The sequence below is a fragment of the Microcystis sp. M53603_WE2 genome (genome assembly GCF_030065435.1).
In genome coordinates, this window is record NZ_JASJFF010001340.1 from 1 (window position 1) to 2727 (window position 2727).

The 2727-nt window shown below is 44.7% G+C and carries 2 protein-coding genes and 1 pseudogene; 2 read left to right on the top strand and 1 reads right to left on the bottom strand.

Annotation, left to right across the window (positions count from 1 at the left end):
* Positions 1 to 121: 121 nt before the first annotated feature.
* Positions 122 to 1384, top strand: a complete 1263-nt coding sequence (locus tag PX481_RS28215; RefSeq protein ID WP_288097259.1) for a vWA domain-containing protein — start codon at positions 122 to 124, stop codon at positions 1382 to 1384.
* Complete coding sequence (locus PX481_RS28220; protein WP_079205889.1) at positions 1381 to 2196, top strand: TPM domain-containing protein; 816 nt, start codon at positions 1381 to 1383, stop codon at positions 2194 to 2196. Before PX481_RS28215 ends, PX481_RS28220 begins: the two co-directional genes overlap by 4 nt.
* A gap of 85 nt (positions 2197 to 2281) precedes the next feature.
* On the opposite strand, the pseudogene PX481_RS28225 reads toward PX481_RS28220, so the two are convergent.
* A pseudogene (locus tag PX481_RS28225) lies at positions 2282 to 2590 on the bottom strand (zinc ribbon domain-containing protein); the annotation flags it as partial.
* Between the last annotated feature and the right edge of the window lie 137 nt (positions 2591 to 2727).

The window sequence follows — 2727 nt, forward strand, 5'->3', positions numbered from 1 at the left end:
GACAAAAATGAGATGCACCCAGTTTCCAACTTGTCTAACTCGATGCCAGACGAGAAAATAAGCACAAATCTAACTATACTCATTAGAATATAAATATCAACGACCACGATTAAAAACTCTTATGCGGGTAACTCTAAAATCGGCCTTGAGTGACAGTAATATCAATGCTAATCAAAGCAGCAGTCAACGTCAACTGATGCTCTCGATCGCCGCCACCAGTGAACAGATCAACACAAATTTACCGATTAATCTTTGTTTAGTTCTCGATCATAGCGGTTCTATGCAGGGAAAACCCCTAGAAACGGTCAAAAAAGCGGCTTTAAGTTTAATAGAATCCCTCGGTATTAATGATCGTCTCTCGGTGATAGCTTTCGATCATCGCGCTAAAGTTATTCTTCCCTCCCAATCGCGACAGGATGATCTGACCTTAATTCGCTCAAAAATTAAACAGTTACAAGCGGGAGGAGGCACGGCGATCGATGAAGGGATAAAATTAGGTATTCAAGAAAGTTCTACCGGCAGCAAAGGTTATGTGTCTCATATTTTTCTGCTTACCGATGGTGAAAATGAACACGGAAACAATCAACGCTGTTTAAAATTAGCCGCAGTAGCGGCTGAGTACGGTATCACCTTAAATACCTTCGGTTTTGGCGATCATTGGAATCAAGATATCCTAGAAAAAATTGCCGATATCGCCGGCGGAAGTTTATCCTATATCGAAAGACCCGAACAGGCTTTAATTGAATTTACTCGTCTGTTTAACCGTCTGCAATCTGTGCGGTTAACTAACGCTTTCCTGCAATTAGAATTAGATGCTCGGACTCATTTAGCCGACTTAAAACCCATCGCCCAAGTTGCCCCAGAAACTATAGAAATGAGCTTACAAAAAGAGGGCAATTTTTACATCACCCGTTTGGGTGATTTAATGATAGATGAAGAAAAAATTATCCTCCTCAATCTCTATATCGACCAAATTCCCCCCGGTACTCATACCATAGCTAAGGTGAAGATTCGCTACGATGATCCCGCTTCTGGTCAAAAAGGGCTAGAAACTGCGACTGTTAGCCTTAATATCGCCTCCCAAGCTATCTATCAATCCCAATTAAACGAGCAAGTTCAGAAATCGACTCTGACTTTAGCCAAATATCGTCAAACCCAAATCGCTGAAGAAAAATTAAAACAGGGCGATCGAGCAGCCGCCGCCACCATGCTACAAACCGCCGCCAAAACCGCCTTACAATTGGGAGAAAAAAACGCCGCCACTGTCCTCCAAACTAATGCCACCCGTTTACAGGTGGGAGAAGAATTGAGCGAGGGAGATTTAAAGAAAACCCGCATTATTGCTAAAACAAGACTACAAACCGATGGAGAGACAGGAAAATGATTAAAATTCGCCCCTTGCCCCTAGGAATTTTTCTGGTGACAATGTTCGCTCTTCCCCCTGTTATTTTACCCCCCTTAGTCAACGCTATTCCCATCGAACAAATACCGAAACTAAATCCGCACGGGGGATTATGGGTCAGCGATCGAGCTAATATTTTAAGTCGGGCGGGTGTTACGCAAATTTCCGGTGACATAGCCAAATTAGAGGTAGAAACCGGCGCAGAAATTGCTGTTGTCACCGTCCCCGATACCTTACCCTATCCTACCCCCAAAGCCTACGCCACAGCCCTATTTAATCGTTGGAAAATCGGCAAAAAATCGCAAGATAACGGGGTTTTAATCCTCGTTTCCCTCAAGGATAGACGGGTAGAAATCGAGACCGGTTATGGAGTCCAAAGATTTTTACCCGATGCTCAGGTCAAGGATATTATCTACACCTACATGATTCCTAGCTTCAAAACGGGAAACTACGAAGAAGGTATTCGAGCAGGTGTAACAGTTGTGAGCGGGTTTCTCCGTAGTGCTTATGGGTTGCGACAAACTGAATTTAAGCCTCAAATCGCAATGTCCATTCTTCATCTTGTTTTGGCTATCCTGATGGTGGGAGTGTCTTTTCCCTTGATGTTAATTCTATATTTTGTTTATTTTCGTTGTGCCGTTGGTGGCAATGGTCGAGGTGGCCGCAGTGGTGGCAGCAACGGCAATAGCGACTATTGCGGTTATGATGGTGGTGGTTATGGTGGTGGCGGTTATGATGGTGGTGATTTCGGCGGTGGCAGTAGCGGTGGGGGTGGCGGCGGCGGTGATTGGTAGAGTTGACACTCCCTCCCATGAGCGCTTCGGGGAGTGTCAATAGAGGCTTTGGCTACCAGTTCCGTTCTGTTAAACTTACTCAAATCTACTCATGAGCAAATTTGACGTTAACTTCCTGCTTCACTGTAGTAGTGTCGGCACTATCTACTCTACAAGCTGACACGGTGGAACTCACCGCCAAAGAAGCTAGATTTAGACTAGCGTTCAAGTCTCGACCGCAAACTACATGGCATTGCTCACACTCAAAAACTCTTTCAGTTAAAGATAGAGACTCTTTTTTGTACCCACAATTGGAACAGGTTTTACTGCTAGGAAACCACCTATCGGCTATGATTAATTCCGAACCATACAACTGAGTTTTATAATCAAGTTGTCTTCGGAACTCGTAAAAACGCAACATCTCAAAAACCGCTGAGAGGTAAGATGAAAGCCACGACAGCATCTCTGGCCTCTCAGCCTATCGCCTGTGGCTGTTAGGTAGTGTCTAGCTAGTGACCAACTTCCAGGCTGAGACTGTTCTGGGGAGCCGCC

Bases quoted from the DNA above. Each gene is read 5' to 3' on its own strand.
- PX481_RS28220 (WP_079205889.1), top strand. From the start codon at position 1,381: ATGATTAAAATTCGCCCCTTGCCCCTAGGAATTTTTCTGGTGACAATG.
- PX481_RS28215 (WP_288097259.1), top strand. From the start codon at position 122: ATGCGGGTAACTCTAAAATCGGCCTTGAGTGACAGTAATATCAATGCT.